The 26,505-nt window shown below is 72.8% G+C and carries 33 protein-coding genes; 13 read left to right on the top strand and 20 right to left on the bottom strand.

Annotated elements, in window-relative coordinates:
• The coding region (locus ABD086_RS09360) for a dihydrofolate reductase family protein (RefSeq protein ID WP_343907228.1) at positions 1-428 on the bottom strand (428 nt) is incomplete at its 3' end.
• Entirely contained in the window at positions 425-1,354 is a 930-nt protein-coding gene (gene miaA, locus ABD086_RS09355; RefSeq protein WP_343907227.1) for a tRNA (adenosine(37)-N6)-dimethylallyltransferase MiaA, read from the bottom strand. The genes ABD086_RS09360 and miaA, both read right to left, overlap by 4 nt.
• Before the next feature lie 18 nt (positions 1,355-1,372).
• Between miaA and ABD086_RS09350 the strand changes: the two genes are divergently transcribed.
• Genes ABD086_RS09350 through ABD086_RS09335 form a run of 4 tightly spaced genes read left to right on the top strand, consistent with a single transcriptional unit; the run spans position 1,373 to position 2,503 of the window.
• Entirely contained in the window at positions 1,373-1,507 is a 135-nt protein-coding gene (locus ABD086_RS09350) for a hypothetical protein (protein WP_343907226.1), read from the top strand.
• A complete protein-coding gene (locus ABD086_RS09345; protein ID WP_343907225.1) occupies positions 1,504-1,971 on the top strand; it encodes an NUDIX hydrolase in 468 nt (155 codons plus the stop codon). Before ABD086_RS09350 ends, ABD086_RS09345 begins: the two co-directional genes overlap by 4 nt.
• Before the next feature lie 2 nt (positions 1,972-1,973).
• On the top strand, positions 1,974-2,222 hold the full coding sequence (locus ABD086_RS09340; RefSeq protein ID WP_343907224.1) for a hypothetical protein: 249 nt from the start codon (positions 1,974-1,976) through the stop codon (positions 2,220-2,222).
• Positions 2,219-2,503 carry a hypothetical protein gene (locus ABD086_RS09335; protein ID WP_343907223.1) on the top strand — a complete coding sequence of 95 codons (285 nt, stop codon included), beginning with the start codon at positions 2,219-2,221 and terminating at the stop codon, positions 2,501-2,503. The genes ABD086_RS09340 and ABD086_RS09335 overlap by 4 nt, the downstream gene beginning before the upstream one ends.
• A gap of 83 nt (positions 2,504-2,586) precedes the next feature.
• On the opposite strand, the gene miaB is transcribed toward ABD086_RS09335, so the two are convergent.
• Together miaB and ABD086_RS09325 are read right to left on the bottom strand one after the other, a co-directional pair.
• Positions 2,587-4,056: a tRNA (N6-isopentenyl adenosine(37)-C2)-methylthiotransferase MiaB gene (miaB, locus tag ABD086_RS09330; RefSeq protein ID WP_343907222.1), complete on the bottom strand. Its 1,470-nt coding sequence runs from the start codon at positions 4,054-4,056 to the stop codon at positions 2,587-2,589.
• A gap of 68 nt (positions 4,057-4,124) precedes the next feature.
• The gene (locus ABD086_RS09325) at positions 4,125-5,705 is read right to left on the bottom strand and encodes an alkaline phosphatase PhoX (RefSeq protein ID WP_343907221.1); all 1,581 of its coding nucleotides are present in this window, start codon (positions 5,703-5,705) and stop codon (positions 4,125-4,127) included.
• A 109-nt stretch (positions 5,706-5,814) separates the two neighbouring features.
• Between ABD086_RS09325 and ABD086_RS09320 the strand changes: the two genes are divergently transcribed.
• Both ABD086_RS09320 and ABD086_RS09315 read left to right on the top strand, forming a co-directional pair.
• Positions 5,815-6,084 carry a hypothetical protein gene (locus ABD086_RS09320; RefSeq protein WP_343907220.1) on the top strand — a complete coding sequence of 90 codons (270 nt, stop codon included), beginning with the start codon at positions 5,815-5,817 and terminating at the stop codon, positions 6,082-6,084.
• A complete protein-coding gene (locus ABD086_RS09315) occupies positions 6,081-7,532 on the top strand; it encodes a CehA/McbA family metallohydrolase (RefSeq protein WP_343907219.1) in 1,452 nt (483 codons plus the stop codon). Before ABD086_RS09320 ends, ABD086_RS09315 begins: the two co-directional genes overlap by 4 nt.
• Here the strand turns inward: ABD086_RS09315 and ABD086_RS09310 are convergent.
• Entirely contained in the window at positions 7,513-7,974 is a 462-nt protein-coding gene (locus ABD086_RS09310) for a hotdog fold domain-containing protein (RefSeq protein ID WP_343907218.1), read from the bottom strand. The two genes, ABD086_RS09315 and ABD086_RS09310, sit on opposite strands and share 20 nt — an antisense overlap.
• Positions 7,975-8,061: 87 nt before the next feature.
• Between ABD086_RS09310 and ABD086_RS09305 the strand changes: the two genes are divergently transcribed.
• A complete protein-coding gene (locus ABD086_RS09305) occupies positions 8,062-8,238 on the top strand; it encodes a hypothetical protein (RefSeq protein ID WP_343907217.1) in 177 nt (58 codons plus the stop codon).
• Positions 8,239-8,251: 13 nt separating this feature from the next.
• Here the strand turns inward: ABD086_RS09305 and ABD086_RS09300 are convergent, their stop codons facing one another.
• Together ABD086_RS09300 and ABD086_RS09295 are read right to left on the bottom strand one after the other, a co-directional pair.
• Positions 8,252-8,605 carry a VOC family protein gene (locus tag ABD086_RS09300; protein ID WP_343907216.1) on the bottom strand — a complete coding sequence of 118 codons (354 nt, stop codon included), beginning with the start codon at positions 8,603-8,605 and terminating at the stop codon, positions 8,252-8,254.
• Positions 8,602-9,360, bottom strand: coding sequence for a trans-aconitate 2-methyltransferase (locus ABD086_RS09295; protein ID WP_343907215.1), 759 nt, complete (start codon positions 9,358-9,360; stop codon positions 8,602-8,604). Before ABD086_RS09295 ends, ABD086_RS09300 begins: the two co-directional genes overlap by 4 nt.
• A 65-nt stretch (positions 9,361-9,425) precedes the next feature.
• Here ABD086_RS09295 and ABD086_RS09290 point away from each other — a divergent pair, with 65 nt between their 5' ends.
• Positions 9,426-9,914 carry a MarR family winged helix-turn-helix transcriptional regulator gene (locus tag ABD086_RS09290; protein ID WP_343907214.1) on the top strand — a complete coding sequence of 163 codons (489 nt, stop codon included), beginning with the start codon at positions 9,426-9,428 and terminating at the stop codon, positions 9,912-9,914.
• A gap of 8 nt (positions 9,915-9,922) precedes the next feature.
• On the opposite strand, the gene ABD086_RS09285 is transcribed toward ABD086_RS09290, so the two are convergent.
• From ABD086_RS09285 to rsmA, 3 genes are read right to left on the bottom strand one after another with little or no spacing between them, the layout of a single operon-like run.
• On the bottom strand, positions 9,923-11,716 hold the full coding sequence (locus tag ABD086_RS09285) for an ABC-F family ATP-binding cassette domain-containing protein (protein WP_343907213.1): 1,794 nt from the start codon (positions 11,714-11,716) through the stop codon (positions 9,923-9,925).
• Complete coding sequence (locus ABD086_RS09280; RefSeq protein WP_343907212.1) at positions 11,709-12,614, bottom strand: 4-(cytidine 5'-diphospho)-2-C-methyl-D-erythritol kinase; 906 nt, start codon at positions 12,612-12,614, stop codon at positions 11,709-11,711. Before ABD086_RS09280 ends, ABD086_RS09285 begins: the two co-directional genes overlap by 8 nt.
• Entirely contained in the window at positions 12,605-13,468 is an 864-nt protein-coding gene (gene rsmA / locus ABD086_RS09275) for a 16S rRNA (adenine(1518)-N(6)/adenine(1519)-N(6))-dimethyltransferase RsmA (protein WP_343907211.1), read from the bottom strand. The genes ABD086_RS09280 and rsmA overlap by 10 nt, the downstream gene beginning before the upstream one ends.
• Before the next feature lie 84 nt (positions 13,469-13,552).
• On the opposite strand from rsmA, the gene ABD086_RS09270 reads away from it, so the two are divergent.
• Positions 13,553-14,176: a hypothetical protein gene (locus ABD086_RS09270; RefSeq protein WP_343907210.1), complete on the top strand. Its 624-nt coding sequence runs from the start codon at positions 13,553-13,555 to the stop codon at positions 14,174-14,176.
• Positions 14,177-14,178: 2 nt separating this feature from the next.
• On the opposite strand, the gene ABD086_RS09265 is transcribed toward ABD086_RS09270, so the two are convergent.
• From ABD086_RS09265 to rsmI, 4 genes are all read right to left on the bottom strand, one after another.
• Positions 14,179-15,267, bottom strand: coding sequence for a resuscitation-promoting factor (locus tag ABD086_RS09265; protein WP_343907209.1), 1,089 nt, complete (start codon positions 15,265-15,267; stop codon positions 14,179-14,181).
• 518 nt (positions 15,268-15,785) lie between these two features.
• Positions 15,786-16,613, bottom strand: coding sequence for a TatD family hydrolase (locus ABD086_RS09260; protein WP_343907208.1), 828 nt, complete (start codon positions 16,611-16,613; stop codon positions 15,786-15,788).
• A complete protein-coding gene (locus tag ABD086_RS09255) occupies positions 16,610-17,446 on the bottom strand; it encodes an alpha/beta fold hydrolase (RefSeq protein WP_343907207.1) in 837 nt (278 codons plus the stop codon). The genes ABD086_RS09260 and ABD086_RS09255 overlap by 4 nt, the downstream gene beginning before the upstream one ends.
• Positions 17,443-18,315 (bottom strand): 16S rRNA (cytidine(1402)-2'-O)-methyltransferase, encoded by an 873-nt coding sequence (gene rsmI, locus ABD086_RS09250; RefSeq protein ID WP_343907206.1) that lies wholly within the window; start codon positions 18,313-18,315, stop codon positions 17,443-17,445. The genes ABD086_RS09255 and rsmI overlap by 4 nt, the downstream gene beginning before the upstream one ends.
• Before the next feature lies 1 nt (position 18,316).
• Between rsmI and ABD086_RS09245 the strand changes: the two genes are divergently transcribed.
• From ABD086_RS09245 to ABD086_RS09230, 4 genes are all read left to right on the top strand, one after another.
• Complete coding sequence (locus tag ABD086_RS09245) at positions 18,317-19,981, top strand: dolichyl-phosphate-mannose--protein mannosyltransferase (protein WP_343907205.1); 1,665 nt, start codon at positions 18,317-18,319, stop codon at positions 19,979-19,981.
• 98 nt (positions 19,982-20,079) lie between these two features.
• Positions 20,080-20,487, top strand: coding sequence for a pyridoxamine 5'-phosphate oxidase family protein (locus ABD086_RS09240; RefSeq protein ID WP_343907204.1), 408 nt, complete (start codon positions 20,080-20,082; stop codon positions 20,485-20,487).
• A gap of 10 nt (positions 20,488-20,497) precedes the next feature.
• Positions 20,498-20,743 carry a DUF3263 domain-containing protein gene (locus tag ABD086_RS09235; RefSeq protein ID WP_343907203.1) on the top strand — a complete coding sequence of 82 codons (246 nt, stop codon included), beginning with the start codon at positions 20,498-20,500 and terminating at the stop codon, positions 20,741-20,743.
• A gap of 36 nt (positions 20,744-20,779) precedes the next feature.
• The gene (locus ABD086_RS09230; protein ID WP_343907202.1) at positions 20,780-21,361 is read left to right on the top strand and encodes a DUF1684 domain-containing protein; all 582 of its coding nucleotides are present in this window, start codon (positions 20,780-20,782) and stop codon (positions 21,359-21,361) included.
• Positions 21,362-21,406: 45 nt separating this feature from the next.
• Here the strand turns inward: ABD086_RS09230 and ABD086_RS09225 are convergent, their stop codons facing one another.
• From ABD086_RS09225 to ABD086_RS09200, 6 genes are all read right to left on the bottom strand, one after another.
• On the bottom strand, positions 21,407-22,597 hold the full coding sequence (locus ABD086_RS09225; protein WP_343907201.1) for an MFS transporter: 1,191 nt from the start codon (positions 22,595-22,597) through the stop codon (positions 21,407-21,409).
• Between the two features lie 89 nt (positions 22,598-22,686).
• Complete coding sequence (locus ABD086_RS09220) at positions 22,687-23,394, bottom strand: GntR family transcriptional regulator (RefSeq protein WP_343907200.1); 708 nt, start codon at positions 23,392-23,394, stop codon at positions 22,687-22,689.
• Positions 23,381-24,109: an SRPBCC family protein gene (locus ABD086_RS09215; RefSeq protein WP_343907199.1), complete on the bottom strand. Its 729-nt coding sequence runs from the start codon at positions 24,107-24,109 to the stop codon at positions 23,381-23,383. Before ABD086_RS09215 ends, ABD086_RS09220 begins: the two co-directional genes overlap by 14 nt.
• A 37-nt stretch (positions 24,110-24,146) precedes the next feature.
• On the bottom strand, positions 24,147-24,950 hold the full coding sequence (locus tag ABD086_RS09210; protein WP_343907198.1) for an ABC transporter permease: 804 nt from the start codon (positions 24,948-24,950) through the stop codon (positions 24,147-24,149).
• On the bottom strand, positions 24,950-25,735 hold the full coding sequence (locus ABD086_RS09205; RefSeq protein WP_343907197.1) for an ABC transporter ATP-binding protein: 786 nt from the start codon (positions 25,733-25,735) through the stop codon (positions 24,950-24,952). Before ABD086_RS09205 ends, ABD086_RS09210 begins: the two co-directional genes overlap by 1 nt.
• The coding region (locus ABD086_RS09200; RefSeq protein ID WP_343907196.1) for an ABC transporter permease at positions 25,725-26,505 on the bottom strand (781 nt) is incomplete at its 5' end. The genes ABD086_RS09205 and ABD086_RS09200, both read right to left, overlap by 11 nt.

The following is a 26,505-nucleotide window of genomic DNA, read 5'->3' as shown; positions in this document are numbered from 1 at the left end:
CCGCCGCCGAGCGTCACCGGCGCGTACTGCACCCACACCTCGTCGAGGAGCCCGGCGTCCGCGAACTGGCCGACGAGGTCGCCGCCGCCGATCAGCCACAGGTCCTTGCCGCCGGCGGCCGCGGTCATCGCCGCGTGCACGTCGCGCACGTCGTCGGTGGTGAAGGTGACGCCCTCCTGCGGCGCGAAGTCCCGGTGCGTGAACACCCAGGACGGGAAGGTGTACTCCCAGCCGTTCGGGTCGTTGTCGAGGACCCACTGGTACGTCGTGGCGCCGAGCGCGGCCGCGCCGAGCGTCGGGCGGAAGGACGCGTAGCTCATCGGTCCGTCCTCGTCGATGTCGCGGCTGAGCAACCACGACAGCGAGTTGTCCGGATCGGCGATGAAGCCGTCGAGGGAGCTGGCGGTGTAGTAGACGGTCTTCGTCATGAGGTGAGTGTGGCCCGGACCGCCGACAGCGTCTTCTCGACCAGGTCCGGGTCGTCGTACCGGATCCAGACCACCCGGGGGTCCTTGCGGAACCACGAGTCCTGGCGGCGCGAGAACCGGCGGGTGGCGTTGACGGTGCGCTCGCGCGCCTCGTCGAGCGTGATCTCGCCCGCGAGGTACGCCGCCACCTCGCGGTAGCCGATCGCGCGGCCCGCCGTGCGCCCCTCGGCCAGGCCCTCGTCGAGCAGCCGGGCGACCTCGTCGACGAAGCCCGCCTCGAACATCGCGTCCACCCGCCGCGCGATCCGCTCGTCGAGCGTGGGCCGGTCGATGTCCACGCCGATCTGCACGGTCGCCGGGTCGGCGTACTCCATCGTCGGGAGCGAGGCGGTGAACGGCCGGCCGGTGATCTCGACGACCTCGAGCGCGCGCACGATGCGCCGGCCGTTCTCGACCAGGATCCGGTCGGCGGCCTCGGGGTCGACCGCGCGCAGGCGCTCGTGGAGGACGGCGGGGCCGACCCGGGCGAGCTCGTCCTCGAGATGCTGCCGGACGGCGTCGTCGGTGCCGGGGAACTCGAACCGGTCCAGGATCGCCCGGGTGTAGAGCGCCGACCCGCCCACCAGCACCGGCGTCCGGCCGCGGCCGCGGATCTCGGCGATCTCCGCGCGCGCCCATGCCTGGAACTCCGCGACCGTCGCCGGGTCGCGGACGGTGAGGGTGTCGAGCAGGTGGTGCGGGATGCCGCGGCGCTCGGCGACCGGCAGCTTCGCCGTACCGATGTCCATGCCGCGGTAGACCTGCATCGCGTCGGTGTTCACGATCTCGCCGCCGAGCCGCTCGGCGAGGTCGAGCGAGAGCCCGGTCTTGCCGGAGGCGGTGGCCCCGACGACGGCCACGATGGGGCGGTCGGGGGCTGGCGGCACGTCGCTAGTGTGGCAAACATGAGCGAGACGCCGACGCCTCCCGGGACCCACCACGACGACCGCGACCCGCAGGGCCCGCCGCGGGAGGCCCAGGAGGAGAACGCCGAGACGTCGCTCGACGAGCCGTCGGACGACAGCGGTGCCGCGGAGTGACCCACGGTCGCTTCGTCGTGGTGCCGGCGGCGTACGTCTTCCTGCTGCGCGACGGCGCCTCCGGCCCGGAGGTGCTACTCCAGCTGCGGCAGCACACCGGCTACATGGACGACCACTGGGCGGCGGCCGCCGCCGGGCACGTCGAGAAGGGCGAGACGGCGTACGACGCCGCCCGCCGGGAGGCGCTCGAGGAGATCGGCGTGACCGACCTCGACCTGTCCTTCGTCACCGCGATGCAGCGCACCCGCGGCGGCGAGCCGATCGACGAGCGGATCGACTTCTTCTTCACCGCGCGGTCCTGGTCCGGCGAACCGCGCATCGTCGAGCCCGCGAAGGCGGCCGACCTGGCGTGGTTCCCGCTCGACGCGCTCCCCGACCCGGTGGTGCCGCACGAGCTGGCCGTGTTGGACGGGCTGCGATCGGGTACGGCGACGGCGTACTCGACGTTCGGCTTCCAGGAGTGACCATGGCTGACCTCGGCCCCCAGCCCGAGCCGGAGATCGAGCCCGGCGAGCCCAACCCCGGCGGCGTGGACGCGCTGCCGGAGAACGGCGTCCACACCGTGCCCGACCTCTCCCCCGACGAGAACCCCGCCGTCGACGAGGTGCCCGACCCCCTCAAGGACTCGATGAAGGAGGGGGAGGACACCTCCACCGCGGCGACGCGCAGCGACGACGGCCGGGACGACGAGCCCGAGAAGGAGTCCCCGGCATGACCGGCCGCGACGACTCCGACGAGGAGATCCAGGCCTCCACCCCCGGCTCCAGCGGCCCCGCCCGCGCGGCCGGCGGCATGGGCGTCAGCAGCGAGCGGGTCGGCCACGCCGGCCCCGGCCAGGAGGCCACCGACGGCCTGCGCGACGTCGCCCCGCACGAGGTCTCGCCCGACGACGCCCCGCCCGAGCAGTCGCCCGGCAACCCCGAGGACAACCCCGACGGCCTCCCGCCCAAGGCGGGCTACTCCTCCAAGGACCCGCGCGCCGACGACGAGGTCTGAGCGCCGTCCGCACTTCCGGGTCGTGTGCCTGAGACCGCGCCATAGCGCGGTCTCAGGCACACGACCCGACCTGCCCGGCCCGCCTAGCGGCAGGCGGGGGCGTCCGGGAGCGGGGCGGGTACGCCGACCGTCGGCATGCCGAGCGTGACGCCGGCCGGGGTGGGGGCCGAGGTGCGCGCCTCCCAGGCGTCGCCGGAGCGGGTACGGCGCGCGGAGACGAAGGTGTCCGCGACCAGGTGGTGCGGGGCGGCGTAGGTGATCTCGACGGTGACCATGTCCCCCGGCCGCACCGACACGTCCGCCGGCGGGGCGAAGTGCACCAGCCGGTTGTCCGGGCCGCGGCCGGAGAGGCGGTGGGTGGCGGCGTCCTTGCGGCCCTCGCCCTCGGCGACCATCAGCTCGACCCGGCGGCCGACGAGCCGCTTGTTCTCCTCCCAGGCGATCTCGTTGACCAGGGCGGCCAGCCGCTCGTAGCGGTCCTTGACGACCTCCGGCGGGACCTGGTCCTCGAGCACGGCGGCCGGCGTGCCGGGCCGCTTGGAGTACTGGAACGTGAACGCACCCGAGAACCGGGCCTCGCGCACGACGTGCAGCGTCTCGGCGAAGTCCTCCTCGGTCTCGCCGGGGAAGCCCACGATGATGTCGGTGGTGATCGCCGCGTCGGGCATCGCCGCGCGGACCCGCTCGATGATGCCGAGGTACTTCTTCTGCCGGTACGAGCGGCGCATCTCGCGCAGCACCTTGTCCGAGCCGGACTGCAGCGGCATGTGCAGCTGCGGCATCACGTTCGGCGTCTCGGCCATCGCCTCGATGACGTCGTCGGTGAACTCCGCCGGGTGCGGCGAGGTGAACCGGACGCGCTCGAGGCCGGGGATCGAGCCGCACGACCGCAGCAGCTTCGAGAACGCCTGGCGGTCGCCGAACTCCACGCCGTACGAGTTCACGTTCTGCCCCAGCAGCGTGATCTCGGAGACGCCCTCGGCGACCAGCGCCTCGATCTCGGCGAGGATCTCGCCCGGCCGGCGGTCCTTCTCCTTGCCCCGGAGCGACGGGACGATGCAGAACGTGCAGGTGTTGTTGCACCCGACCGACACCGACACCCAGGCGGCGTACGCCGACTCGCGGCGGGTCGGCAGCGTCGACGGGAACACCTCGAGCGACTCGAGGATCTCGACCTGCGCCTCCTCCTGCACCCGCGCGCGCTCGAGCAGCGCCGGCAGCGACCCGATGTTGTGGGTGCCGAACACGACGTCGACCCACGGCGCCTTCTGCGTGATCGTGGAGCGGTCCTTCTGCGCCAGGCAGCCGCCCACGGCGATCTGCATGCCCGGCGTCGCGGCCTTGATCGGCGCGAGGTGGCCGAGGTTGCCGTACAGCTTGTTGTCGGCGTTCTCGCGCACCGCGCAGGTGTTGAACACGACCACGTCGGCCTGCTCGCCCTCGGGCACCGCCAGGTAGCCCGCGTCCTCCAGCAACCCGGAGAGCCGCTCGGAGTCGTGGACGTTCATCTGGCACCCGTAGGTGCGGACCTCGTACGTGCGTGCAGTGCTCATGACAGTCGTCAAGGGTACGGCGGTGCGGCCGCGGCCCCGAAAACGCGAGGGCCGCGGCCGCGGAGAGGTCAGCGGCCGAGCCGCCAGCGCACCTCCCAGGTGGTGTTGTCGCCGTGCTGCTGGGTCCAGAAGGTCCGCCAGGCGGAGCCCGCCGGGTTCGGCAGCTTCGCGCCCAGCAGGCCGGCGGCCGTGGGGTCGCCGTCGGAGACGTGGATGCCGGTGATCTCGTTGTCGCCGTCGTTGTACGACGGGCCGCCCGTCGCGTCGAAGGTCGCGGACGCGTCGCGGCCCTCGGCGAGCCACCGCACCGCCGTCGGCGCCTTCGGGGCGCCCCTGCCCTTCGCCGCACCGAGGTCGTAGAGGAAGCCGGAGTCGAGCGCGTCGCGCTGCTCGTGCAGGCCGTCGCCCGCGTCCTCGACGATCAGGAGGTCGTCGCGGGTCAGGAACGAGATGTTGTCGAGGCCGGTGTGCGCGACGTCGCCCACCGCCGCGATCGTGATCGTGCCGGTGGCGGCGCTGGGGCCGGACTGGCTGAGCCGGAACACGCCGCCGAAGGCGCCGGGCAGGGTGCTGGTCGTCGAGGTGTCCCCGGTCTCGGTGAAGTAGAACTCGCGGAAGTCCGAGCCCGGGCGGAAGACGCCGTTCTCGGGCCGCTTGAGCGGGGTGGCCCCGGCCGCCTTGGCGGCCGCGGTCGCGTCGAACGCGGCAGGGGCGCCGCTGTGCACGGTCACCCACCGGGTCCTGAAGGTCGTGCCGTAGGTGTGCAGGTCGGCGATGAACGGGTCGGACGGGTTCGCCTGCAGCTGGTCAGCCGTGGCGGGCGTGCCGTCCTTGCGGACGACCTGCAGCGCCTCCAGCGTGCCGCCCTTCGTCAGGTCGGTCCGGTCGGTCGGGCGGAACCGGTAGACGTAGCTGTTGGGCACCTTGCCGCCGCTCGCGGCCGCGCCGCCGATGTCCTCGACGAGCCAGACGTTGCCGTCCTTGTCGTTCTGGACGCCCTCGTACCCGCCGGAGCCCAGCGCGTCGAGGCGGATGGCCTTGCCGTCCACCGGGTCGCCGTTCGCGTCGAGCGCGACCCCGAGGACGCCGCCGGCGGGCGCCTTCGACTCGGCCGTCAGCAGCAGCTGGTGGGTGAAGGGGTCCCAGGTGAGGCCGTCGATCGTCGGGAAGGCGCTGCCGTCCGCGGCGACGTCGGAGACCAGGCTGACCCGCTTCGCCGGGTCGGTCTGGTCGAGGTCGATGCGGGTCACGTAGCCGCGCGGGCCGCCCTCGTGGCCCTGGTAGAGGTAGTGGTGGCCGTTGAACACGAGGTAGACGTTCTTGTCCGGCTCGGTCTTGCGGGCCTCGTCGGCCGCCTGGGTCAGCGGGCCGGGGGTCGCGGTGTTGTAGCCGTAGTGGGTGACGCCGTTGGCGGTGTCGGGGTTCACCAGCGGCAGGCTGCCCCAGGCGACCGAGGTCTCGGTCGCCGACGGGGTCAGCACGTTGTCCGCGATCCCGGAGCGCGCGTTGGCCGCGGGTACACCGACGACGGGCGCGCCGTGGCCGCCGTGGGAGCCGTGGGCGTCGGCGCTGCCGCCGGCGCCGGCCGCGAGGCCGGCGCCGACCACGAGCCCGAGGATGCTGGTCTTGGCGAGGAGGGAGAGGTTCACGTCCGGAGCCTCGGGGGCGCGTGCCACGAGCACGGGTCGCGGCGGTGAACATCGCGCACGTCTCGGTGAACACCGGACCGAGCGGGTTGCACCCGCCTAGGCTGCCGCCGTGCTCTCCTGGCGTTCCCGCGACTCGATCCTGTCCGTCTGCTCCGACAGGTCGGTCCTGTCGATCGGCAGCATCGGCTCGTTCGCCTCGCTCGGGAGCATCGGCTCGGCGCTGTCGGCGTTCTCGGTCGGGTCGTGGCTGTCGTTCGGCTCGCTGCTCTCCTCCCAGAGCAGGTGGTCGGTGATGAGCCACCAGAGCAACCGGTCGGTGATGAGCAGCCAGAGCAACCACGGCCGGCTCGCGCAGCGCACGAACGGCGCGGCGCGGTGAGCGACCTGCACCTCGACCGCCGGGCGCTGCTGCTGGCCGGCGCCGGCGCCGTCTCGACCGCGGCCGCGCTCACGTTCGAGCCGGCGGTCGCCGGCACCACGACCACGAAGCGGTTCCGGGGCCGGTTCCGCGGCGGCGACCAGCCGGCCGACTGGTACTACCTGCCATTCCGTGTGCCCGCCGGCGTCCGCCGGGTCAGCGTCAGCTACACCTATGAGCCGACCCCGGTCGGTCCGACCACGCTCGACGTCATCGACATCGGCATCTTCGGACCCACCGGGTTCCGCGGCTGGTCCGGCGGCGCGCGCCGGGAGTTCAGCCTCGGCAGCCACTCGGCGACGCCCGGCTACCTCGCCGGGCCGATCCAGCCGGGCCGCTGGCGGGTCGCCCTGGGCCCGTACCAGATCACCGAGTCCGGTACGCCGTACGAGGTCACGGTGACGCTGCACCACGGCGCGCCCGCGACGCCGTTCCGCCCGAAGCCGGCGCCGACGGCGGTGGCCGGCACCGGGCAGGGCTGGTACCGCGGCGACCTGCACGTCCACACCGTCCACTCCGACGGCTCGCAGACCCAGGCCGAGGTGCTCGCCGACGCGAAGGCCGCGGGCCTGGACTTCATCGGCAGCTCCGAGCACAACACCGACTCCGCCCAGCTCACCTGGGGCCGGTACGTCGGCGACGACTTCCTGGTGATCCCCGGCGAGGAGGTCACCACGCGCACCGGCCACTGGCTCGCGACCGGGCTGCCGGCCGGGACGTGGATCGACTGGCGGTACCGGCCCGAGGACGACCGCCTGGCGACGTACACGCAGCAGGTCCGCGACGCCGGGGGCGTGGCGATCGCGGCCCACCCGTTCCAGGTCGGCACCGGCATCGGGTGGGGCTTCGGCACCGACTTCGCCGAGGTCGACGCGGTCGAGGTGTGGAACGGCCCCTGGGGCGCGGACGACGACCGCACGGTCACCCGGTGGCACGAGCTGCTGACGGCCGGCACGTTCAAGCCGGCGGTCGGCAACTCCGACAGCCACCACCACGGCCAGACGATCGGCCTGGCCCAGACGGTCGTCCGCGCGGAGAGCCTGTCCGTCGACGCGCTCGTGACCGGCTACCGGCTCGGCCACTCCTGGATCGCGGAGTCGTCGGCGGTCGACCTGGTCTTCACCGCGACCCTCGACGACGTCAGCGCCGAGTGCGGCGACCACGTGCCGAGCGACCCCGGGCAGGACGTCGCCGTCCACCTGGAGGCGGCGGGCGTGGACGGTTGCGTCGCCACCCTCCTCGGCCCGGGCACCGGGACCGTGCTCGGCAGCGCGCCGGCCGTCGGCGGAACGATCACGCTGGACGCGACGGTGCCCGGCGGTACGGCGTTCGTGCGGGCCGAGATCCGCCGGGGCACCGCGATGGTCGCGCTGACGAACCCGATCTTCCTCACCGCTGCCGCGGGGTGACCCAGAGCCGGATGACGCCCTCGACCACCCGGGTGCCGTCCGCGAGCTCGCCGCGGACGCGGACCGGGAGGTCGCCCTCGCCGGCCCACTGCTCCGGGTCGGTCTCGGCGATGCAGGTGACGTCGCCGGCGGCCTTCGCGGTGTAGGCGACCTCCATGCCCTTGGGGATCCAGCGCTTGTCGGCCGGGATCGTCGCCTCGGCCAGCGCCCCCATCGCCGCCTCGAGGCCGTTGCACAGCGCGATCGCGTGCACGGTCCCGAGGTGGTTGTGCACGCGGCGCCGGTCGCGGATCAGCAGCTCGGCGCGGTTCGGCTCGATCACCGTGAACCGCGGCCGGATCGAGGCGAAGTACGGCGCCTTCTGTGCGAACAGCAGCGAGAACACCCGGTCGCCCAGCGGCAGCCCGCGGGCCTTGGTCCAGAGGGTCAGTACCTGGCTCATGCCGGGCATATTACCGGTCGGTAACTTCACCGCACGAGTCGGTGACCTGTCGGCTCGCGCCCGCCGCGGGCGGGATAGCGTGCGCGCATGGGCAACGGCCGGGTGAACACGTCGATGCTGGCGGTCGCGATCATGCTGCTGCTCCCCGCGCTCGGCGGGCTCGCCCTCGCGCTCAACGGCGGCGGGCCGCTCGGCTGGGCGCTCCTCGGGTTCTTCGGCGCCGGCGCGGTCGTGCTGGGCCGGAAGGCGCTCACCGGCCGGTGAGTCAGGCCCGCCCTCAGGCCAGCAGCTCGACCCGGTTGCCGTGCGCGTCGAGGACGTGGCAGCGCTCGAAGCCCGGGAACGTGTGCCGCTCGGTCCAGTCGACCTCGAAGCCCAGCGCCTCCAGGCGCGCGCCGACGGCGCCGAGGTCCTCGACGACCAGCGCCGGGTGCGCCTTGCGGGCCGGGGCGAACGGCTCCTCGACGCCGACGTGGACCTCGGCGGCCCCGGCGCGGAACCAGCAGCCGCCGCGGCCGCCGAGCGCGGCCGGCTTGGCGACCTCGGTCATGCCGAGGCCGTCGGCCCAGAACCGCCGCGCGCCGTCCTCGCCGCCGCGCGGGCAGGCGACCTGCACGTGGTGGAGCCTCATGCCGCCACCTCCGCCACCACGAAGATCCGCCGGAACGGCAGCACCACGCCGTACGGGTGCTCGGGGTACGCCGCCGCGAGCCGCCGCCTGAACTCCACCTCGAACGCCGGACGCAGGTCGTCGGGCAGCGCCTGGAGCGTCGGCCGGGCGCCGGTGCCGGAGACCCAGGTGAAGACCGGGTCGGGTCCGGTCAGCACGTGCAGGTACGTCGTCTCCCACGCGTCGACCCGGCAGCCGAGGCCGGCGAGCGCGTCGAGGTAGCCGGCCGGGTCGTGGCTGGCGGGGACGGCGACGCCGGCGGTGTGCGCGGCGTACGGCTCCTCGGCGGCGAGCTCGGCGCGGATCGTGTGGCTGGGCTCGCCGAAGTTGCCGGGCACCTGGAAGGCGAGCCAGCCGCCGGGCACGACCCACGACACCAGGCGCGGCAGCAGCTCGAGGTGACCGGGCACCCACTGGAGCGTGGCGTTCGAGACCAGCACGTCCGCGCGCCCCTCCCAGGAGCGGAGGTCGCCGACCTCGAAGCGGATCCGTGGATCCCGCGCCGCCGCGATCATCTCGGGGCTGGAGTCGACGCCGACGACCGTGGCGTCCGGCCAGCGGTCCGCGAGCAGCGAGGTGAGGTTGCCGGGGCCGCAGCCGAGGTCGACCACGGTCTGCGGGGCCGTCGCGCCGACGCGGGCGAGGAGATCCACGAACGGGCGGCCGCGCTCGTCGGCGAAGGCGAGGTAGCGGGCGGGGTCCCAGGTGTGCGCCATGCCGCCATCGTGCGCCGCACTTATCTTGATGTCAAGATTCTCGACGGATCCGCTACGCTGCCGGTATGCGGGACGAGGTCGACGAGCTGGTCGAGGCGTGGGCGCGCGAGCGCCCGGACCTCGACCTGGCCCCGGTGGAGGTGTTCAGCCGGATCGGCCGGCTCTCCCGGCACCTGGACCTGGCCCGCCGCGACGCGTTCACCGCCGCCCAGGTGGAGTCCTGGGAGTTCGACGTCCTGGCCGCGTTGCGCCGGGCCGGTACGCCGTACGAGCTGTCCCCCGGCCGGCTGCTGCGCGAGACGCTGGTGACCAGCGGCACGATGACCAACCGCGTGGACCGGCTCGCCGCGCGCGGCCTGGTCGAGCGGCTGCCGGACCCGCGCGACCGCCGCGGCGTTCTCGTGCGGCTCACGCCCGAGGGCCGCACCACCGTGGACCGGGCGTTCGAGAAGCTGCTCGAGGCCGAGCAGACGTTCCTGTCCGGCCTGCCCGACAAGGACCGGGCGCGGCTGGCCGCGCTGCTGCGCACGCTGCTGGCGCCGTTCGCGGACTAGCGAAGCTGCTACTCCAGCACCTCGGCGGCCTCGAGCCACTCCAGCTCGAGCTCCTCCTTCTCGGTGGCCAGCTCGTCGAGCTGGGCGGAGAGCTCGGCGAGCCGGACGTAGTCCTGGGCGTGCTCGGCGATCTCGGCGTTCAGGGCCGCCTCCCGCTCGGCGATCCGCTCGAGCCGGCGGTCGACCCGCGACATCGTCTTGCGGGCGGCGCGCTCCTCGGCGCTGCCCGCCTTCGCCCGGTCGGGTACGGCGGGCGCGGGCTCCGGCTCGGGCTGCGCGGCAGTGACGGTCTCGAGGTGGAGCGCCGCGGCGCGCCGCTCGAGGTACTCGTCCACGCCGCGCGGCAGCATCGAGATCTGCCCGTCGCCGAGCAGCGCCCAGACCGAGTCGGTGACCCGCTCGAGGAAGTACCGGTCGTGCGAGACCACGACGAGCGTGCCCGGCCAGCCGTCGAGGAAGTCCTCGACGACGTTGAGCGTCTCGATGTCGAGGTCGTTGGTGGGCTCGTCGAGCAGCAGCACGTTCGGCTCGGTCAGCAGGATGCGCAGCAGCTGGAACCGCCGCCGCTCGCCGCCGGACAGGTCGCCGATCCGCGCGGTCAGCCGGTCGCCGGTGAACCCGAACCGCTCCAGCATCGCGGTCGCGCTGATCTCGCCGTCCGCGGTGCGGGTGATCCGCCGGATCGACTCGACCGTCGGCAGCACCCGCCCCTCGGGGTCGAGGTCGTCGAGCTGCTGGGTCAGGTGCTGGAGCGACACGGTCCGCCCGAGCTTGACCTTGCCGACCGCGGGCGCGAGCGCGCCGGCGAGCATCGAGAGCACCGAGGTCTTGCCGGCGCCGTTGACGCCGACGATGCCGACCCGGTCGCCGGGTCCGAGCCGCCAGGTGGCGTGCGAGAGCAGCTGGCGGTCGCCGCGGAACAGGTCGACGTCCTCGACGTCGATCACGTCCTTGCCGAGCCGCTGGGCCGCGAACCGCTGCAGCTCCATCCGGTCCCGCGGCGGCGGCACGTCCTCGATGAGCTGGTTGGCCGCGTCGATGCGGAACTTGGGCTTCGAGGTCCGCGCCGGCGGCCCGCGACGCAGCCAGGCCAGCTCCTTGCGCACCAGGTTCTGCCGGCGGATCTCGGACGCCGCGGCCTGGCGCTGGCGCTCGGCCTTGGCGAGCACGAACGCGGCGTACCCGCCCTCGTAGGCGTCCACCACCCCGTCGTGCACCTCCCACGTCCACTGGCACACCGCGTCGAGGAACCAGCGGTCGTGGGTCACCACGACGAGCGCGGACGAGCGGTTGGCGAGGTGCTGGGCGAGCCAGGCGACCGCCTCCACGTCGAGGTGGTTGGTGGGCTCGTCGAGCACGATCAGGTCGTGGTCGCCGAGCAGCAGCGCCGCTAGCGAGCAGCGGCGGCGCTCGCCGCCGGAGAGCCCGATGACCGCGCGGTCGAGCGAGACCCCGGCGAGCAGCACGTCGACGATCTCGCGCATCCGGGGGTCGGCCGCCCACTCGTGGTCGGACCGGCCGCCGAGCACCGCCTCGCGGACGGTGTGGGTGTCCTCGAGCTCGTCGCCCTGGTGGAGGTAGCCGATCGGCAGCCCGCGCTGCATCGAGACCCGGCCGCTGTCCGGCTCCTCGAGCCCGGTCATCACCTCCAGCAGCGTGGTCTTGCCGTCGCCGTTGCGGCCGACGATGCCGATCCGCTCGCCGGCGCCGACGCCGAGCGACACGTCGGTGAGGAGGGGGCGGATCCCGTACGACTTCGACACCCGCTCGAGGTTGAGCAGGTTGGCGGCGGCGCTAGGCATACGACACCAGGTGGGCGCCGGCGACGGGTCCGTTGGCGGCGAGGACGACGGGGTGGCCGGTGCTCGCGAGGTCGCCCGCCAGCGACCGGGCGTGGTCGGCGGAGCCGCAGAGGAAGACGCAGGTCGGGCCGGAGCCGGAGACCAGGCCGCGCAGGGCGCCGGCCTCCTCGCCCGCCTCGATCAGCGCACCGAGCTCCGGCCGCAGGTCGATGGCCGCGGCCTCGAGGTCGTTGTGCAGCGCGTCGGCGAGCGCCCAGGCGTCGCCCTCGGCGATCGCCTGGAGCAGGGCGTCCGCCGGCACCGGCTCCGACGGCGCGTCCGGGAACATCCGGTCGAAGTGCCGGTAGACCTCGGGCGTGGACAGGCCGACGTCCGCGGGGACGACCACCCACCACCAGGTGCCCCGGTCGTCGACCGGCTCGACGAGCTCGCCGCGGCCGGTACCCAGCGCGGTGCCGCCGAGCAGCGCGAACGGCACGTCGCTGCCGAGCTGCGCCGCGAGCGCGAGCAGGTCGTCGTCCGGCGTCCGCACCGCCCAGAGGCGGTCCAGCGCGACCAGCGCGGCCGCGGCGTCCGCCGAGCCGCCGGCCATGCCGCCCGCGACCGGGATCGCCTTCGCGATGTGCACCTCGCCGGTGCGCTCGATGCCGTGGTGCGCCGCCAGCAGGTCGGCGACGCGGTCCACGATGTTGTCGCCGGACGTCGGGACGGCCGCCGCGTCCATCCAGTCCGGCACGCTGACGCCGAGCGCCCAGTCGGACGCCTGGCGGGCGGTGACGTCGTCGTACAGGCCGACGGCCTGGTAGACCGTGACCAGCGGGTGGTACCCGTCCTCGCGGGGGGCGCCGACCCCGAGGTGCAGGTTGATCTTGGCGGGCGCGCGGACCGTCAGCTCCACGGGAGTCCTTCCGCGATCCGCACGAAGTCGTCGACGGTGAGCGACTCGCCCCGCGCGAGCGGGTCGATGCCGGCCGCCGCGAGCGCGGCGTCGACGGCCTCGCTCGGCGCGAGCGAACGGAGCACGCCCCGGAGCGCCTTGCGGCGCTGGGCGAACGCCGCGTCGACGACCGCGAACACCTGCTCCCGCGTGGCGGTCGTGGCCGGCGGCTCGCGGCGGGTCCAGGCGACCAGGCCGGAGTCGACGTTGGGCGCCGGCCAGAACACGTTGCGGCCGATCGCGCCGGCGCGGCGTACGTCGGCGAACCAGGCGGCCTTGACCGACGGGACGCCGTACACCTTGGAGCCGGGTGCGGCCGCCAGCCGGTCCGCGACCTCGGACTGCACCATCACCAGGCCGCGCTCCAGCGACGGCAGCAGCGCGAACAGGTGCAGCAGCACCGGCACCGAGACGTTGTAGGGCAGGTTGGCGACCAGGGCGGTCGGCGGCGGGCCGGGTACGGCGTCGATGCGCATCGCGTCGGCGAGCACCACCTCGAAGCGGTCCGCCTGGGCGGGCGCGTGCTCGGCGATGGTCTCGGGCAGCAGCCCGGCGAGCTTCTCGTCGACCTCGATCGCGACCACCCGGCCGGCCACCTCGAGCAGCGCGAGCGTGAGCGAGCCGAGGCCCGGCCCGACCTCGACCACCACGTCGTCCGGGCCGACGCCCGACTCGCGGACGATGCGGCGCACGGTGTTGGCGTCGATCACGAAGTTCTGCCCGCGCTGCTTGGTCGGGCGCAGGTCGAGCCGCGCGGCCAGGGCACGCACGTCCGCCGGCCCGAGCAGGCGGGGTCCCGCGGACGTGTCGGACATGGGCGCCAGCGTAGTCAGGGGTCCCGCAGCGGCCGGGACCTGCGGCCCTGTGCGACGGCCCGGCCCCCGCGCAGCGTGGACCCCATGAGGACTCGGGTCATCGCCGTCGTCGCGGCCGTCGCGGCCGTCGCGGCCGCCGTACTCGCCACGACCGGGCTGGCTCCGGCCCGCCCGGCCACCTCCCGACCGACCCCGTCGCCGTCCTCGGTGACCCTCACCGACCCGACCGACGACCTCTGGGTCATCGGTCCCGGCGAGGACGACTGGGACCCGTTCCCCCACAGCCGACCCTGGGTCGACGTCACGGGCGCCACGGTCCGGCACGGGACGGGGGCGGTCACCGCCACCTTCCACTTCGTCGACCTGCGTCCGGGGCACTGGCAGGAGTTCTCCCTACGGGTGGCTTCCGACCAGCCGTTCCGGCGGGCGCTGGTCACGACCGACCGGACCCACCCGGGCGGGCGGGACCGGCTGCTGAACCGCGCCGAGGACCTGCTCAGCTGCCCCGGGTTGCGGCACCACGTCGACTACGACGCCGACACGGTCCGCATCCGACTGGCGCGGGAGTGCGTCGGCGACCCGGCGTGGGTGCGGGCCGCCCTCCAGGCGCACCTGTTCCGCGAGTGGGACGCGATCGCGGACAACCCGCACAACACCGGCCCGGTGCCGACGTACACCCGGCGCCTCGCGCCGCCGGCGCCGCGCTGAGCTCAGCGGGGCAGGCCGAGCGAGGCGGCGCAGGCCGGCCAGGCGCCGTAGCCGCCGGACGCGTCGCGGACCTTGGTCGCGATGGCGATCTGGGTCTCCCGGCTGGCGTTGCTCGGCAGGCCGGAGCCGCCGTACGCCTGCCAGGTGCCGAGGCTGAACTGGAGGCCGCCGTAGTAGCCGTTGCCGGTGTTGGTGGCCCAGTTGCCGCCGGACTCGCACTGCGCGAGCCGGTCCCAGACGGTGCTGCCGCCGGCGAAGTTCGCCGTCACCTGCTGCTTGGTGCCGACCTTGACCAGCTCGGAGACCGGCTGGCGCAGCACCTTCTGGTGCAGCACCTTGCGGACCGAGACCTCGCCGTTGCGGAAGACGATCCGGTAGGTCACGTCGCGCAGGCCGGTGCGGCCGTCGCGGACCACCGAGGTCTGGCCCTCGTACATCGAGGCGTCCTCCTGCTCGACCGTCGAGAAGTCCATGACCTCGCCGTCGACGTGCTTCTTGACGATCCGGACGTCGGTGAAGACCAGCTTGTCGCCGTCCTGCAGGAGGTGCTCGGGCGCCGGCTTGGTCTCGTCGTGCTTGCCGAGCTTCACGCCCAGCTCGCCCAGGGCGTCCTCGACGGTGAGGGCCGTGACGGTCCGCTTCACCATCTTGTGGGCGCCGAGCTTCACGTGCAGGGTCTTGGGCGTCACGACCTGGAGGGTCATGCCCGCGCGGTCGATGCTGCCGCTGCGGCTCACGGACAGGTCGGCGTCGCGGTAGCCGCGGCCGATCTCCGCGAGCGCGCGGGAGACGGTCGTCGCGTGGACCCAGTAGGTCTTCTCGGAGCCGTCGACCTTCAGCGTCAGCTGCTTGGCGAACTGGACGGTGATCTTGCTGCCGTCCTCGACCTTCTCGTCGAGGCTCGGCGCGACCACGTCGCGGCTGCCGACGTCGACTCCCTCGGACGCGAGGACATCGCCGACGGTGCCCCCGAAGGCGGTCACCTGCTCGGACTTCCCGTCCAGGCTGAGGGTGACGGTCTTGCTGAGGGCGCTGTAGCCCCAGGTGGACCCGGCGACCGCCAGGACGACCACCCCGGCGAGGGCGATCATGAGGGGTCGGCTGCGGGCGATGCGGCTCAGCCACGTCTGGGGCCGACTCGGCTTGCTGTCCTGCACGATTCTCCGAACGTCGTACTTCCCGGTCCTCGGGTGCCAGCGCGCCGGACGCGCGCGGCCGCGAGGGGCGGGGCGATGCGTTCGGGGGTTGTGTTCTGTGGGACCTCGAGAGGCCACCAGCACTGGCGGAATCAGACCCGATCCCGGCCGTCAAGTCCTTCCAGGGCACCAGCCTTTCTGCTCGATGGCAAACCGAACCTGCCATATTTCCCCGCGGCGTGAGGAGGATCTCGTCGGTAAAGTCTGCGCGCGACCGGGTCCCTCCGCGCCGACTTCACCGCGCTGACCAGCGGAAACGGCATCGCGCTGGTCCCCCGGTCGCCGGTCCAGACCTCGCGGTGCTGGCCGAGGCCCGCCCGGCCTGACCTGTCGGCCAATCCCTGTACTTGTCGGCCGAAGTTTCGGCCGACAAGTACAGGTTTCCCCGGTCGACCGGGGAAACCGCCGCCCGCCTACCACCGACCCCCGAAGGCGACCGCGGTGTTGGCGTCGACGGCGGCGCAGAGCTCGCCGAGGTCGTCGCCACGGACGTCGGCCATGGCGCGCATGGTGAGCGGGACGAGGTAGGACGCGTTGGTGCGGCCGCGGTACGGCATCGGGGTCAGGTACGGCGCGTCGGTCTCGACCAGCACCCGGTCCCGGGGCGTCACGGCCAGCGCCGCGCGCAGGGGGTCGGCGTTCTTGAACGTCACGGTGCCGGCGAAGGACAGGTAGGCACCGCGGTCCAGGCAGCGGCGGGCGAACTCCGCGTCGCCGGAGAAGCAGTGCATCACCCAGCGCTCCGGTGCGCCCTCCGAGTCGAGCACCCGCAGCACCTCGTCGTGGGCGTCGCGGTCGTGGATCACCAGCGTCTTGTCGAGCCGCTTGGCGAGGTCGATGTGCCGGCGGAACGACTCGACCTGCACGGCCCGCCCCTCCGGACCCGTCCGGAAGTGGTCGAGCCCGGTCTCCCCCACCGCGCGCACCCGGTCGTGCGCGCCGGCCAGGTTCTCGATCTCGGCCATCGCCTCGTCCAGGGAGGCCAGCAGGGGCGCCTCGTTGGGGTGCAGCGCCACCCCGGCCACCAGCCCGTCGTACCGCAGCGCCGCGTCCACGGCCCACCGCGCGCCGGGCAGGTCGCAGCCGATCTGCACGATCCGCGGTACGCCGACCGCGGCGGCGGCCGCCAGGGCCTCCTCGACCGGCACCGGGTCGTCGTCGCCGGAGCGCACGACGTCGAGGTGGCAGTGGTTGTCGACGACCGGGTGCGGCAGCGGTTCCGGCGCGGGCGGACGCGTCATCCGTGCACCCGCGCCAGGACCGCCTCCGCGCACGCGCGCGGGGCGTGCGTCGGGATCCAGTGGCTCACGCCCTCGAGCACGACCAGCTCGTACGGCGCGTCGACCCACGCGGCGGTGCCGTCGACGCCGACCCGGCTGATCGCGATGTCGCGGTCGCTCCACACCAGCGTGGTCGGGACGGTGACCCTGAAGTCCGTGGCGCCCGGCTTGGTCAGCGGCAGGGCGCGGTACCAGCCCAGCGCGTGCGGCAGCGCGCCGTACTCGACGATCTCGCGGCGGAACCGCGCGACCTCCTCGCCGGTCATCCCGGCCTTGCGCATGCTGGTGTCGAAGCGACCGCCGGCCCGACGCGCGGTGAGCTCGGGCACCAGCGGCACGTTGAAGAACGCCATGTAGCGCGACTTCCGGCGCTGCACCGGGTTCTTCATCGCGCGGGCGAACGCCGCCGGGTGCGGCACCGAGACGGCCGTGTACGACGACACCAGGTCCGGCAGCCGCCCCGTCACCGCCCACCCGACGGCGGCGCCCCAGTCGTGCCCGACCAGGTGCACCGGCCCGCCGACCTGCTGGATCAGCGCGCCGACGTCGCCGACCAGGTGGTGCATCCGGTACGCCGACCGCGGCCGCGGCCGCGCGCCCGGCGAATAGCCGCGCTGGTCGAGCGCGTAGGTCCGCAGCCCGGCCTCGTGCAGGATCGGCGCGACGTCGCGCCAGGTGCTGCTGCGCTCGGGGAACCCGTGCAGCAGCACGACCGGCGTCCCGCCCTCCGGTCCCTCGTCGAGGACGTCGAAGGTCAGCCCCTCGTTGCGGATGGTCGTGATGCGTTCGCTCATGACCGCTCTCCTGCCCCGTGCACGAGGTTGTAGACCTCCCGCTTCGGTACGCCGGCCCGCCGGGCCACCTCCGCGATCGCCTCCTTGCGCGTGCTGCCGTCGGCCTCGAGGTCCGCGACCGCGGCCGTCAGGCTCTCCGGGTCGTTCGCGACCTCCGCCGTCGGGGCGGCGCCCTGCACCACGATCGTCACCTCGCCGCGCACGCCCTCCGCAGCCCACGCCACCAGGTCGCCGAGCGGCCCGCGGCGTACCTCCTCGTGGGTCTTGGTCAGCTCCCGGCACACGGCCGCGGGCCGGTCGGTCCCGAACGCCTCGGCCATCGCGGCCAGCGCGGCCTCGGTCCGGTGCGGCGCCTCGAAGAACACCATCGTGCGCTCCTCGGTGGCCAGGCCCCCCAGCCGTCGGCCGCGCTCCCCCGCCTTGCGGGGCAGGAAGCCCTCGAAGCAGAACCGGTCCACCGGCAGCCCGCTCACCGCCAGCGCGGTCAGCACCGCCGACGGCCCGGGCACCGCGGTCACGGTCACGTCGTGCTCGACCGCCGCGGCCACCAGCCGGTAGCCGGGGTCCGACACGCTCGGCATCCCGGCGTCGGTCACGAGCAGCACGCGCTCGCCGTTCAGCAGCGCCTCCAGCAGTGCCGGCGTGCGCGCCGACTCGTTGCCCTCGAAGTACGACACCACCCGCCCGGTGACGGTGACGCCGAGCTCGCTCGTGAGCCGCTTGAGGCGCCGGGTGTCCTCGGCGGCCACCACGTCGGCGGCCGCGAGCTCCTCGGCCAGCCGGGGCGGCGCGTCCGCGACCCGGCCGATCGGGGTCGCCGCCAGGACGAGGACGCCGGTTTCATCAACCACGACCGTAGAGTCTCCCATCGTGACGACCGCCGCGCCGCCCGAGCCTCCGCGCGCGGGCCTGTCGCGGACGGCGGACGGCCGCCCGGTCCCCTCGGCCCGGGAGCGCGCTCGTGCGCGGGTCCGGCTCGAGGACCCGTTCGTCGGCTGGACGGCGTGCGTCGCCGTCGCGCTGCTGGCGCTGTTCCTGCGGCTGTGGCACCTGGGGCAGCCGCACGTGTTCGAGTTCGACGAGACGTACTACGCCAAGGACGCGTGGTCGCTGCTGAACTTCGGCTTCGAGCGCGACACCACCGACAAGGCCAACGACCTGATCCTGAACGGGACGACGCTGACCGGCGTCTACAAGGACGGCCCGGAGATGATCGTCCACCCGGAGGTCGGGAAGTGGCTGATCGCGCTCGGGATCAAGGCGTTCGGCATGGACCCGTTCGGCTGGCGGATCGCCGCCGCGGTGGTCGGCTCGCTGATGGTGCTGGTGATGTGCCGGTTCGCGCGCCGCATCACCGGCTCGACCGCCCTCGGCGTCGTCGCCGGGCTGCTGCTGAGCTTCGACGGCCTCCAGTTCGTGCTGTCCCGCCTCGCGCTGCTCGACATCTTCGTCGCCTTCTTCATCCTCTGCGGCGTGCACTGCATCGTCGCCGACCGGGATTGGTTCCGCAGCCGACTGGCGGCGCGTCTCGACGCGCCGGTGCGGTCCGGGTGGGGGCCGCGGGTGCTGTTCCGGCCGTGGCTCCTCCTGGGCGGGGTGTGCTGGGGGCTCGCGCTCGGTACCAAGTGGGAGGCGATCTACCCGCTCGCGGCGTTCGGGCTGATGTGCTGGCTGTGGTCGGCCGGGGCCCGGAGGTCGTTCGGGGTGCGGTGGCCGGTGCTCAAGTCGGCGGTGGCGGACGGCGTACCGGCGTTCGTACACCTCGTGCTGGTCGCGTTCGTCGTCTACGTCGCGACCTGGACCGGGTGGCTCCTGCACGCCCACCAGTACGAGGAGCACCTGTCCGCGACGCAGTACACGCACTACAACGGCGGCCAGGACTGGCCGACCCGCACCGAGCCGGACGCCTCCGGCCTCGGCGAGGTGACCCAGTCGCTGCGGTCGCTCTGGTACTACCACCACGACGTGTACGCGTTCCACACGCACTTCCTCAACGACAGCTCCCACACCTACCAGTCGAAGCCGTCCGGGTGGCTGCTGCTGAACCGCCCGGTCGGCGTCGCCGCGGACACCGGCATCAAGCCCGGGACCCAGGGCTGCCACGCGCCCGAGGGCAGCGACTGCCTGCGGCAGGTGCTGCTGCTCGGCAGCCCGACCATCTGGTGGGGCGGCTGCCTCGCGCTGCTGTTCGCGGTGGCCATGTGGGTGGGCGCCCGGGACTGGCGCTTCGGCGTCGCCGTGGTCGGCACCGCGTCGACCTGGCTGCCCTGGCTGCAGTACGACGACCGCCCGATCTTCTTCTTCTACGCGATCATCACGCTGCCGTTCGTGGTCCTCGCGCTCACGCTCGCGATGGGCAAGCTGATCGGCAGCGCCCGTGCCCCGTCCCCGCGGCGCACGTTCGGCGTGATCGTGGCCGGCGCGTTCTTCGTGCTCGCGGTCATCAACTTCGCGTGGTTCTGGCCGATCTGGACCAACCAGCTGCTCACGCACCGGGAGTGGCTGGACCGGATCTGGTTCTCCCGCTGGGTCTGAGCCGCCCCGCTCGCCGGGACGTCATACGGACGGTGGAAGGGGACACACTGTCCGTATGACGTCCCGGCGCCGGCGAGCGGCGTGACAGCATCGGGGCCATGACCTCGTGGCGACCGGGCTGGGACGCGTTCCCCCAGGCCCTGCTGGACTTCTGGACCGAGCGGCACCTCTGCACGCTGACGACGCTCCGCGCGGACGGGCGGCCGCACGTCGTCCCCGTCGGCGCGGTGCTGGACCTCGAGCAGCGGTGCGCCTGGGTGATCACGAGCCGGACCTCGCAGAAGGCCCGCCACCTCGCGCACGCGGACGCGGTGGCGATCTGCCAGGTCGACGGCCGCCGCTGGTCCACGCTCGAGGGCCGCGGCACGGTGCGGGAGGACGCCGACTCGGTCCGCCGGGCAGAGCAGCAGTACGCCGGTCGCTACCGCGAGCCGCGGCCGAACCCCGAGCGGGTCGCCGTGCGGATCGAGGTGGACCGATTCCTCGGCTCGCGAGGCCTCGTGTGAGGATTTGCCCGTGCACGCAGACGATCTGACCGATCTCGACCGCGAGATCCTCGCGTTCGAGCAGGACTGGGTCTCGCACGCGGGCGCCAAGGAGACCGCGGTCCGCGCGCAGTTCGGCCTGACGCCCGCCGGCTACCACCAGCTGCTGAACCGGATCATCGACAACCCGGCCGCCGAGGCGCACGCCCCGCGGCTGGTCCGGCGGCTGCGCCGGCGCCGCGACGCGCGGCGCACCCAGCGTCGCAGCGCCAGCTGACCCACGGGCCGAACGGCAGGCTGTCACGCTGTCCGGGTGACGAGCTCCGAGCTGACCCTGGTGGACTGGCGCACCCGCGTCGCCGACCTGTACGCCGCCGTGCGCGCGGCGGCCGACCCCGCCGAGGGGCACCACCTCTGGCGCGCGGGCCGCGCCGAGCTGTTCGCGACGCACCCGGACAGCCCGACCCGCGAGGTCGTCGAGTACTGGCCCTACGACCCGGCGCTGCGGTTCGCCGTACCCCTGCTGGGGGCGGAGGCCGAGGACCGCGACGTCGACACCGGCGCCGACGGCACCCTGACGATGCGCCGGATCGGCCGGGTCGAGCTGCCCGCACCGGTGTCAGAGAGCCTGGACGTCTGGTGGCTGCACCAGTACGGCGGCGGGATCTTCGTGCCGCTGCGTGACGGGACCGCCGGCGACGGGAGCTACGGCGGCGGGCGCTACCTGCTCGACACGGCCAAGGGCGCCTGGCTCGGCGGGGACGACCGGTCGCTCGTGCTCGACCTGAACTTCGCCTACCACCCGTCCTGCCGCTACGACGACCGCTGGCGCTGCCCGTTGGCCCCGCCCGGCAACACGATCACCGCGCGGGTGGAGGCCGGCGAGCGGCTCTGAGAGGTGGACGGCCCGGCCGAGTGGCGCCTACCCGGCGGGCTCGGATCAGCGCACGCAGTCCACCCCGTCCTCGTCTCGGATCGCGTCCCAGTGTCCGGCTCTGCCCGCAACGAGAACCGCTCCGCACTGGGCCACGGCGAGCCCGGTCATCAAGAGCAGCGCGGAGCGCCAGTCACCGGTCCGGTCATGCAGCCAGCCGCTCACCACCGGCCCCGCGGCAGCGAGGAGGTAACCGACCGACTGCGCCATCCCCGAGAGCTGCACGGTGGCGGAGGTGGACGAGGACCTCAGCCCGAGCATCGACAGTGCCAGGACGAAGGAGGCGCCCGTGCTGACACCGGTGGCCAGCACCCAGAGCAGCGCCATCGAGGGCACCAGTGCCAGCCCGGGCAGAGCGACCAGGATCGGTGCCGTCACCAGGACGCCGAAGAGCCGCTGGTCCGTGGTCCTCGCCAGCGCTCGGGACGTGGCGAAGCCCGCCATCATGCCCAGCATCTGCATGAGGAAGAGATGCCATCCGGCGACGGAGGGAGCCGTGCCCGTCGCCACCTCGATGGTGGGCAACCAGGTGACGAGGACGTAGAAGTTCAGCGACTGCAACCCCATGAACGCCGTGACTGCCCACGCGAGCGTCGAGGACCAGATGGGCCCGCCAGCAGGCTGCGGCGCGACGACACCGGGGTTCGGGAGCGACGTGGAACCCGACAGGTTCTTGGACCGGGCGCGCCAGGCGAGGGCGGCCACGACCGGGAACAGGACCCACACCCCGAGCGACAGTCGCCAGCTGGCCCCCGGCAGCTGAGAGAGCGGGTAGGACACCCCCGAGGCGAGGGCAGCGGAGGCGGTCAGTGCCACCGTGTACAAGCCCGTGGTCGCGGCGAGGCTCCCCGAGTGGTCCCGTTTGACGACGGCGGGAACCAGCACGTTGCCCACCGCGACAGCGACGGCCACCAGGACGGTGCCTACCCAGATCCCGCCGGGCGCCGGCAGGACGCGGATCATCAGCGCCACCGTCATCAGGAGGAGTGACGCCGCCACGACCCGGTCGATGCCGTAGCGCCGGGTGGGCCAGGCCACCAGGACCGACATCGCGGAGAAGGCGAGAAGTGGCAGGGCCGCCAGGAGACCGAGCAGCGTGTTGCTCAGGGCGAGGGCATCACCGACCTGGTCGATGACCGGTCCGACCGACGTGATCGACGGACGCAGGGCGGCCGCGACCAGGAGGAGGGCGGCCATGGAGATCCACGCTGGGCGCCGCTGCCCCTGGCCGGCCGGACCCGTCGCGTCGGCGCTTCCCTCCGGAGCGTCCTCGTCCGCGCGTGCGCTCAGACCGGCTTCACCGCTGAGTCGGCGGACACACCGAGGATGTGCTCGCGCATCAACTGTGCCGCCAGATCCCCGTCGCGAAGGGCGAGCGCGTCGACGAGCTGCTCGTGCTGGCGCCACGACTCTCGGTGCGGCCGAGTCGCCATCGGCCCCAGGAGCAGCGACTGCCAGAGGAGGCGCATGAGGGACAGCAGCAGTGGCGAGCCTGCGATCTCGTAGACCTTGAAGTGAAAGGCACGGTTGGCCGCCGGGTACGCCGGATCACCCTCGGCCATGTGCTCCATCACGGCATTCATCTCCCGGAGCTGGGTCACCAGCTCGGGCGTCATGTTGCGCGCCGCGAGCCGAGCGCCCAACGCCTCGAGCACGGCGCGCACCTGACCCTGGTCCTCGACAGCCCCCTGCTCGGACTCGTTGACCGTGGCACCCCGGTGAGGATCGTTGACGACCAGCCCCTCGGACTCCAGCCGGCGCAGCGCCTCGCGGACCGGCGTCTGGCTGACACCGAACCGCTCGGCCAGCTCGCGTTGCCGCAGCGGTTCGCCGGGACGTACCTCGCCGCCGATGATCATCTCCCGCAGGAGCGCGCAGACGACATCCGTCTTGGAGGCGTAGGCGGGGACGCGGGGATCTACTCCGTGCGCAGGCATGTGGCGCCCTTCTCGAAACTCTTCACGACGATTGAACACCGGATCATGGTCGGTCACCGCCGAGGTCGATGAAGATGATGGTCGGGGCTTCCGCCCGTCGGCTCCGGGTCATGGCACGGATCAAGAGTAGCCCCGCGGCGACGCCGACGAGGGGCGGAAGGAGCCGCTTCCCGAGGGGCACGAGGATCGCCGGGGACAGCATGTTCAGCGAGGCCTCGTCCGTGGCGCTGACCGTGGTGGCCGCGCCCGAAGGAGCGGCCCCGTGCACGCCCCGTCGTGCTGCGGCTTCGCCGCCACCGACCTCGGCCGCGGTGTCGCCGGCGGCTGGGCCGGACAGACTCGCCTCGAGGTTCTCGGCGAACTGGCCCAGGATCTTGCTGCTCACCTCCTCGATCACCCCGCGCCCGAACTGCGCGGGCTTTCCGGTGATGGCGAGATCCGTCGTGAGAGCGACCGTGGTCCCCTGGGCGCCGTCTTCGGTGAGGGCCGCACTGACGAGGGCCCGGGCGGTGCCGGCCCCCCGCTTGTCCCGGCCGCTGGCGTCCACCTTCAGCGTGTAGCCGGCCTCGTCCTTCTCGACGAATGTCGCGCGTCCCGCGTACGTCATCGTGATGGGTCCGAGCTTGAGCTTGACGCTGCCGGTGAACTCGTCACCGTCCACCGACTCGAGAGATGCGCCCGGGAAGCACTGAGCGACCCGGCCGATGTCGAGAAGCGTCGCCCATGCGTCTCGCCTCGCGACCGGGATGACGAACGTGTGCTGGAGCTTCATGCGCGACCTCTCGATGCGACGTTCAGGTGTTCGACGTTCACCGGGACCAGTCACCGGTCTTCCGGTCCAGCGGTGCGAAGACCGCCACCTCGATGATCTTCATGATCATCACGAAGATGAGCGCGTAGGCGATCATGTCGTCGGGCCGCAGCAACCGGAACGCGTAGTAGATCTGTGCACCGATCCCGTGGGGTTGGGTGAGCGCCTCCATGAGGACGACGATCTTCCACGAGAACGCGAGCGACGTGCGCATCGAGGCCACCGCGATGGGGGCGATCTGGCGGCCCAGCACGTCGACCCAGTAGGTCCTCCGTGGGAGCCGGTAGACACGGCTCATCTCGTCGAGCCCTCGGTCCCGGTTGCGGACACCGGTGTCCGCACCATGCACGACGAAGGGGATGACGGCGAGGATGAGAGCCAGCATCCCGACGTGCTCGGCGGTGCCGAGGAGCAGCAGCGCCAAGATGAAGTACATCGGGTCCGGGATGGCCAGGCCGATGACGACGAGCGGCCGCATGAACGCCTCGAACGACTTGGAGAACCCCATCATCGCCCCGATGGCCAGGCCGGCCACCGTCGCAGCGACGAACGCGATGAGGAGACGGCGCAGGGTCAGCACGAGGTCGCCGTAGGTCGAGCCGGTCGTCAGGATCCTGACCAGCGACTCGGCGATGGCTGCCAACCCCGGGACCCAGCCGTCCGACGTCCTCGCGATGGCCTCCCAGACCACCGCGATGAGGGCCAGCGCGACGACGGTCGGCACCAGGCCGGCCCGGAACTTCGCGGGTGTGCGTGGCGGGATCGCCGGCCCGGCGAGGTCCGCCACAGCTGGAGAGCTCATCACTCGCCCCACACGTCGAGGACCCGCGCCACGACCTGCCCCTCGAGCGCCGCCAGCTCACGGGAGTCGTAGTCCCGCGGACGGGGCAGGTCGATGTCGATGGTCTCGATCAGCCTGGCCGGCCCGCGGGTGAAGACGGCGACCCGATCGGCGAGGAACAACGCCTCGCGAATCGAGTGGGTGACGAAGACGAACGTCCTGTTGGTGCGCTGCCAGACGTCGAGCAGCTCGGAGCGCATGGCACGTGCCGTGACCTCGTCCAGCGTTCCGAACGGCTCGTCCATCAGCACGACGCTGGGCTCGAGAGCGAGCGCACGGGAGATCGAGGCGCGCTGCCGTTGACCACCCGAGAGCTGCATCGGCCAGCGCTTCCGCAGGTGCTCGATTTGCAGCATCGACAGGTACCGCGTGGTGCGCTCCGCCCACTCCGCCTTCGGCACTCCGCCCGCGGACAGCACCAGCTCGACGTTCTGCTCGACGGTCCGCCACGGAAGCAGCCGGTGCTCCTGGAAGACGTAGCCGATGCTCGGCAGGTGGGCGTTCTTCGCGCCGGTCACCGGCTTGCCGCCGATGGAGATCTCCCCGCGTGAGGGGGTCAGCAGCCCGGCCACGGCCTGGAGCAGGGTGGACTTCCCGCAACCGCTCGGACCGAGGATCGCGAGGAACTCGCCGTGCCGGACGTCGAGGCTGATGTCCTCGACCGCCACCGCGCCGTTCGGGTAGGTGATCTCGACGTCCCGGACGCTGATCTGGGACACGGCCGTGGAGACGTCTTCAGGGGACATCGCTGAACCTCCAACGCATGAAGTAGCCCTCGAGGGGGCGGAGAATGGCGTACTCGATGACGAGGAGGATCACCATGAACGTGATGATCCAGAGGACCACCTCCTCGAGAAGGAACCGGTCGTACGCACGGGTGAACATGGCGCCCATTCCGGAGTTGATGGCGAAGACCTCGGCCAGGACGACGACGCGCCAGGCGTGAGCGTTCTCGCTCCGTGCCGCCGCGAAGAGGTACGGGACGATCTGGGGAACGACGACGCGGGTGAGCCGGCGGGACCTGCTCATCCGGTAGACCGACGCCATGTCGTCGAGCTTGCGGTCCATCATCTGCAGACCGCCGCGCAAGGTCATGACCATGAACGGCCAGATCACCAGGGTGACGACGACGTAGACGCCGATCTCCGACCGCTTGAAGATGAACAGTGCGATGAGCGCGGCCACCGTGCTGGGGACCGCCACCGCGAGCGAGACGTAGACGTCGACGACCTTGCCCGCCAGACCCCCGCGCTTGCTCAGCACCGCGGCCAGCAGCCCCAGGGCCAGCGCGATCAGCACCGAGATGACCACCCGGTGGAGGGTGGCCCACACGCCTGCGTACACGTCGGGGTCGGAGAAGAAGTCGGGCGTCGCGGCGGCCACCTCACCCAGGGAGGGCAACAGGCCGGACTTCTCGCTCCAGTAGACCCAGCCCACCACGACGCAGAGCAGCGCCAGGAGGGACAGGACCCCGCGCTTCGCCTTGTCCCGGCTCATCCGCCGCCGGCGGCGGGTC

It is taken from the genome of Nocardioides aquiterrae (assembly GCF_039526625.1).
GTDB lineage: Bacteria > Actinomycetota > Actinomycetes > Propionibacteriales > Nocardioidaceae > Nocardioides > Nocardioides aquiterrae.
The sequence above is the reverse complement of the archived record's forward strand: the minus strand, read 5'-3'. Positions and strand labels throughout refer to the sequence as shown.